This window comes from Pseudomonas emilianonis, assembly GCF_023072625.1.
GTDB lineage: Bacteria > Pseudomonadota > Gammaproteobacteria > Pseudomonadales > Pseudomonadaceae > Aquipseudomonas > Aquipseudomonas paraveronii.
Window position 1 is genome coordinate 1 of record NZ_JAKNRV010000377.1, and the last position, 4,757, is coordinate 4,757.

A 4,757-nucleotide genomic window follows, 5' to 3' on the forward strand; every position below is an offset into this window, starting at 1 on the left:
CCAGCATTCAGTGTCGCTACGTCGACGCCCAGGGGCGTGAGCGCACCACCCGATTGTCGGCGCGGGAAATGCCCTGCGGCGGGTTTCGCGGGACCGCCACCGATGTGACCGAAGAAGTCGAAGCGCGGCGGCGCATCGAGTTCCTGTCCCTGCACGACGCTCTCACCGGGCTGCCCAATCGCACGCGCCTGCAAGCGTTTCTGGACGGAAAACTCAAAGCGTTGCCTACCCTGGAGCACCCTTTGGTCATGCTCAGCCTGGACCTGGATCGGTTCAAGCCGGTCAATGACTTGCTCGGGCATGCGGCCGGTGACCGGGTGCTCAATGAGGTATCGAGCCGCCTGGCCGATTGCGTGCGCCACGGTGACCTGGTCACTCGCGTCGGCGGCGATGAATTTGTGCTGATCCTCATCGACGCCGGCGCCCAGGACGAAGTCGAAGCCCTGTGCCGGCGCTTGATCGAGTCTGTCGAACGGGTCATCAGAGTCGACGAGCAGGACGTGTTCATCAGCGCCAGCATCGGCATTGCCCTCGCGCCCAATGACGCCAACGGGGTCACCGAGTTGCTGCGTTACGCCGACATCGCCCTGTACGAAGCCAAGGCTGCGGGGCGTAATACCTGGCGGTTTTACTCCGGTGAAATGAACGCACGGATCATCGAGCGTCGCCGCCTGGAAAGCGACCTGCGGTTTGCGATCAAGCACGCAGAACTGCGCCTGCACTTTCAACCGCGCTATCGCATCAGCGACGGGCAAATGGTCGGCGCCGAAGCCCTGGTGCGTTGGCAACACCCGGTGCACGGCCTGATCGCACCGGACACCTTCATTCCAATTGCCGAAGAGTCGGGGTTGATCCTTTCGCTGAGCGACTGGGTGCTTGAAACCGCCTGCACGTGCGCCGCGCAGTGGCCTGAGCATCTTTTTGTGTCGGTGAACCTGTCACCCACCGAATTCAAGCGCGGCAACCTGGTGGAGCGCGTGCGGTACGCCCTGGATAAGTCGGGCATCGAGCCGACGCGCATGGAACTGGAAATCACCGAAAGCGTGATGCTTGACGATGCCGTCGGCGCGCTTGAGGTCATGCACACCCTCAAGCACCTGGGTCTGCGCATCGCCATGGATGACTTCGGCACCGGCTACTCCTCACTGAGCTACTTGCGCGCGTTCCCGTTCGACGGGTTGAAAATCGACCGCAGCTTCTTGAACCGGCTGGAGGACAGCGCCGATGACAAGGCCATTATTCAGGCCATTGTCGGCTTGGGACGCGCCCTGTCGCTGACGGTAACGGCAGAAGGGATTGAAACCGCCGAACACCTGGCACTGCTCAAGGCAGTGGCCTGTGACGAAGGTCAAGGCTACTTCCTCAGCCGACCGCTGGATATCGACGCCTTCAACAGCCTGCTGGACGTGTACGCGAGCACCCCGCCGTGTTAACGCTCGACGAGGCGGGCGCTAGCGAAAAAATTGACTCGGCGTCTTGCCAAACTGTTTTTTGAACATGCTGGTAAAGGCACTGGGGCTTTCATAGCCCAGCTCAAACGCCACATCGATAATTTTCTCGCCCACCGCTATCCGCTCCAATGCCAGCAGCAACCGCGCTTGCTGGCGCCACTGGCCGAAGGTCAGGCCGGTTTCGCGGCGGAACAGGCGCTGGATGGTGGTTTGGTCCAGGCCTAGGCGCTCGCTCCAATCCGCCACGGTCGAGGCATCGCCCGGGTCATCCTGCAACGCCAGGCAAATCCGGCGGATGCGCGGGTCTGCAGGCTGGGGAAGGGACAGCGGCAAGGCCGGCAACAGGGCGAGCTCGTCGAGGATCAGGTGCATGATCCGGGCGTCGCGCGAATCTTCGGCATACGGCGGCTTCAAACTGACCGAGGCTTTGATCAGCTCACTGAGCAGCGGTGAAATGCTGACGGCCTTGGTTTCGCTCGGCAAGTTCGGAAAACTCGCGGGGCGCACAAACACACTGCGCATTTTCAGAACACCGACGCAACGCAGCGAATGCACATGCCCGCTGGGCATCCAGAAGCCGCGATTGGGCGGCACCGTCCACTGATTCTGCGCCGAATGCACCACCATCACGCCTTCGGTGGCGTACAGCAGTTGATGCTTCTCGTGGCTGTGCTCGGGGATCACCCAGTTATCGGCATAGTCGGTGGCCGAACTGATGACAGCCCATTCGCCCTCGTCGATCTCTCGCAGAAATTTATCCAGTGTTTTGATGGTTTCGCCCTTTTTGCGATGTTTTCTGCCCGAATTTCGTGAGACAGGCATTTTCGGCAAATCTAGCATAAACACCGAGTTCATCCATGGAGCGGCGGTTTAAATCATCGCTGCCCGCCTCCCCGTCGTTCACTGCCTTGTATGGAATGCCCGCATGTCGACCTTGACCGCGTCTCCCGCTGCCACCTCCAGCCCGCCCCACGTCAGCCCCTTGGTCATGCGCGTTCTCGGCGCCTGCGCCCTGGCGCATCTGATCAATGACCTGATCCAGGCCGTGCTGCCATCGATCTATCCAATGCTCAAGGCCAACTACGGACTGAGCTTCACCCAGGTCGGCCTGATCACCCTGACCTTCCAACTGACGGCCTCCCTGCTGCAGCCGTGGATCGGCTACCACACCGACCGCCACCCCAAGCCCTGGCTGCTGCCAGCCGGCATGGTGTGTACCTTGGCCGGCATCTTGATGCTGGCGTTTGTCGGCACGTTCCCGGCGATCCTGCTCGCGGCGGCGCTGATCGGCGTCGGCTCGTCGACCTTCCACCCGGAAACGTCACGGGTGGCCCGCCTGGCCTCCGGCGGGCGCTACGGCCTGGCGCAATCGACCTTCCAGGTCGGCGGCAACACCGGTAGCGCGCTTGGCCCGTTGCTGGCGGTGGCGATCATCATTCCCTACGGCCAAGACCATATCGCCTGGTTCGGCCTGTTTGCCGTGTTCGCGATCCTGGTGCTGCATGGCTTGAGCCGCTGGTACCGCAACCACCTCAACCTGTTCAAGCTCAAGCAAGGCAGCAAAGCCACCCACGGCCTGTCGAAAAGCCGCGTGACCTTCGCCCTGGTGGTGCTGGCCGTGCTGGTGTTTTCCAAGTACTTCTACATGTCCAGCCTGACCAGCTACTTCACCTTCTACCTGATCGAGAAATTCAACCTGTCGGTCGCCAGCTCCCAGCTTTACCTGTTCCTGTTCCTCGGCGCAGTGGCCGCGGGCACCTTCTTTGGTGGGCCGATCGGCGACCGGATCGGGCGCAAGACCGTCATCTGGTTCTCCATCCTCGGCGCAGCGCCGTTCACCCTGGCGCTGCCCTATGTCGACCTGTTCTGGACCGCGATGCTCAGCGTGGTGATCGGTTTCATCCTGGCCTCGGCGTTCTCGGCCATCGTCGTCTTCGCCCAGGAGCTGGTGCCGGGCAATGTCGGGATGATTGCCGGCGTGTTCTTTGGCCTGATGTTCGGTTTCAGCGGTATCGGCGCCGCATTGCTGGGATTGCTCGCGGACAGCCATGGCATCGAGTACGTCTATAAACTGTGCTCGTTCCTGCCGCTGGTGGGGGTTCTGACGATCCTGTTGCCCTCGACCAAGGGCGTTTGATCGGTTGAGCCGGCCACGAGCGTGACGGTATTCGGCGGGCGGATCGCACGGGGCCGGCTCCTACAGTTAGCGTTTGAGGAGGCCGGTTCCCTTTAGACCATTCTGAAACCGAGCATACCGCCCAAGCCGATAAGGCACGCCACCCCCACCCCATATGCCAGCGTGCGCCAAGGCTGGTACTCCCTCAGATACATGACCGTGTGTACCACCCGCGCCAGGGTAAAAACCCCGAACAGCACACCCGTGGCTACGCCAGCAGTTCCCAACGCGACACACAGCCCGCCGACGACAAAAAACAGCGGAATGTTCTCCAGATCATTGGCCCACGCCCTCGCGGCTCGGACGACTTGCGGCAGTTCCTCTGGCTGCGGCGTGCGGTTGAAGAAAGCCGCATCTTCCGGGTTAGTGAACACCCGCCCCCGAATGCGGAAGAAGCCCTGATAGCAGGAAATCGCCAGCATCTTCAGGCACAACACCAGCACGCACAGTGCGTAGACACGCAAAAGCTCATTCATCCCGCAACCCATTGATGACGATATACAGCAGTGGCCCTACCGAAACGAACAGCGCCGTCAGCACCCAGTAAGGCAGCACCGAAACCACCGACCTTCCTCGCCGCCGGGCATCGCGGTACATCCACACACCGGCCAGCAGCGCCATCAGATACAGGTCGATCACCACTTGCGCGGTGTCCGGCTGCGACAGCAGTTGCAGTCCAAACGCCAGCAGCGACTGCTGCGCAGTCAGCATCGTCATCAGCGTATACAGCGAAAATCCGAGCAACCCGGCGAGGGCAATATAGGGTCTGTGCATGGTCTCTTCCTTGAAGTGATCGAGGCCCACGATAGTGATAAGGTTCAGCCCCTCGCAATGACCTCGGAGGTCATGGTCACGCCATGGACAACCCTGCTACCGCCGGCGAACACGTGCGCCAGCTACGCCGACAGGCGCATTTGAGCCAGCTCGACCTGGCCCTGATCACCGGGATTTCGCAGCGCCACCTCAGTTGCCTCGAAACCGGCCGCGCCAAGCCGAGCCCGGGCACCCTGCACAATCTGCTGACCGCGCTGCAGACGCCCCTCGACCAGTGCAACCGCGTATTCCTCGCCGCCGGCTTCGCCCCGCGTTACGCCGCCACACCGCTCGCCTCGCCGACCATGGCGGCCATT

6 protein-coding genes are annotated in these 4,757 nt (G+C 61.9%); 3 read left to right on the plus strand and 3 right to left on the minus strand.

The features are described 5' to 3' along the window. Positions 1-1,433 (plus strand): putative bifunctional diguanylate cyclase/phosphodiesterase (locus tag L9Z73_RS25560; protein WP_247407112.1); only part of this gene is annotated, 1,433 nt, incomplete at its 5' end. A gap of 18 nt (positions 1,434-1,451) precedes the next feature. Here the strand turns inward: L9Z73_RS25560 and L9Z73_RS25565 are convergent. Further along, the gene (locus tag L9Z73_RS25565; protein WP_247407114.1) at positions 1,452-2,273 is read right to left on the minus strand and encodes an AraC family transcriptional regulator; all 822 of its coding nucleotides are present in this window, start codon (positions 2,271-2,273) and stop codon (positions 1,452-1,454) included. A gap of 103 nt (positions 2,274-2,376) precedes the next feature. Between L9Z73_RS25565 and L9Z73_RS25570 the strand changes: the two genes are divergently transcribed. Beyond that, positions 2,377-3,588 (plus strand): MFS transporter, encoded by a 1,212-nt coding sequence (locus tag L9Z73_RS25570; protein WP_247407116.1) that lies wholly within the window; start codon positions 2,377-2,379, stop codon positions 3,586-3,588. 92 nt (positions 3,589-3,680) lie between these two features. Here L9Z73_RS25570 and L9Z73_RS25575 read toward each other — a convergent pair whose 3' ends face one another. Beyond that, positions 3,681-4,103 (minus strand): MAPEG family protein, encoded by a 423-nt coding sequence (locus tag L9Z73_RS25575; RefSeq protein ID WP_247407118.1) that lies wholly within the window; start codon positions 4,101-4,103, stop codon positions 3,681-3,683. After that, positions 4,096-4,401, minus strand: a complete 306-nt coding sequence (locus L9Z73_RS25580; RefSeq protein ID WP_247407120.1) for a DUF2834 domain-containing protein — start codon at positions 4,399-4,401, stop codon at positions 4,096-4,098. The genes L9Z73_RS25575 and L9Z73_RS25580 overlap by 8 nt, the downstream gene beginning before the upstream one ends. Before the next feature lie 83 nt (positions 4,402-4,484). Between L9Z73_RS25580 and L9Z73_RS25585 the strand changes: the two genes are divergently transcribed. Continuing rightward, on the plus strand, positions 4,485-4,757 hold a 273-nt coding region (locus L9Z73_RS25585; protein ID WP_247407123.1), incomplete at its 3' end, for a helix-turn-helix domain-containing protein.